The organism is Asticcacaulis biprosthecium C19 (assembly GCF_000204015.1).
GTDB classification, from domain to species: Bacteria; Pseudomonadota; Alphaproteobacteria; order Caulobacterales; family Caulobacteraceae; genus Asticcacaulis; species Asticcacaulis biprosthecius.
On sequence record NZ_GL883078.1, the window covers coordinates 287,337 to 288,375 of the forward strand.

Annotated in this window: 1 protein-coding gene; it reads left to right on the plus strand. The window is 62.4% G+C overall.

Going from position 1 to position 1,039, the window contains the following annotated elements:
• The first annotated feature begins 44 nt into the window (after window positions 1-44).
• Window positions 45-896 (plus strand): p-hydroxycinnamoyl CoA hydratase/lyase, encoded by an 852-nt coding sequence (locus ABI_RS11870; RefSeq protein ID WP_040309189.1) that lies wholly within the window; start codon window positions 45-47, stop codon window positions 894-896.
• Window positions 897-1,039: the final 143 nt, after the last annotated feature.

Sequence of the window (1,039 nt, forward strand, 5' to 3'; positions counted from 1 at the left end):
CGTCCTTTACACACCTATTTATTCCTCCTCCCCCGGTACCTTCAATGAACGAATCCTCCCCCAAAATCGACCGCGCCGAAGAAGACACCGTCGCCTTCCAGGTCATCGACCGCATCGCCTGGGTCAAATTCAACCGCCCCGAAAAGCGCAACTGCATGTCGCCGAAGCTGAACCGCCAGATGCTGCGGGTGCTCGACGAGCTGGAATTCCGCGATGACGTCGGCGTCCTGGTGCTGACCGGCGAAGGCTCCGCCTGGTCGGCCGGCATGGACCTCAAGGAATATTTCCGCGAAAACGAAGCCAAGGGCCTGGGCGCCATGCGCAATGCCCAACGCGAATCCTACGGCTGGTGGCGGCGCCTGCGCTGGTACCAAAAGCCGACGATCGCCATGGTCAATGGCTGGTGCTTTGGTGGCGGCTACGGCCCGCTGTTTGCCTGCGACCTGGCCTTTGCCGCCGAAGAAGCCCAGTTCGGCCTGTCCGAGATCAACTGGGGTATCCTGCCGGGTGGCGGCGCCACCAAGGTCGCGGTCGAGCTCTTGCCTTTCCGCAAGGCCATGTACCACGCCATGATGGGTGAGAACATCGACGGCAAGACCGCCGCCGACTGGGGCCTGGTCAACGAAGCCCTGCCGCTGGCCAACCTGGAAGCCCGCGTCACCGAGGTCGCCAAGGTCCTGCTGGCCAAGAACCCGGTCGCCCTGAAGGCCACCAAGGACGCCATTCGCCGCGTCGGTGTGATGGCGTACGACGAGGCGGAAGACTACCTGGTCCGGATGCAGGAGGCGGCGAACAGCTACGACAACGAAGGCCGCAAGGAAGGCATCAAGCAGTTCATCGACGACAAGACCTACAAGCCGGGTCTGGGCGCCTACGACACGAGCAAGCAGGCCTAGATGCCGACAGCAATGGCGGCCGCACCTCAAGAGACCCTCCGTCTCGACGCGTCTCGCCATTGGCCTGCGTCCCGGCTTACTTGCTCGACACTTCCCCATTGAAGAAATGGTGCGGAGAAGAACGAATAGGTGAACGTCTACTT

Bases quoted from the DNA above. Each gene is read 5' to 3' on its own strand.
- ABI_RS11870 (WP_040309189.1), top strand. From the start codon at position 45: ATGAACGAATCCTCCCCCAAAATCGACCGCGCCGAAGAAGACACCGTC.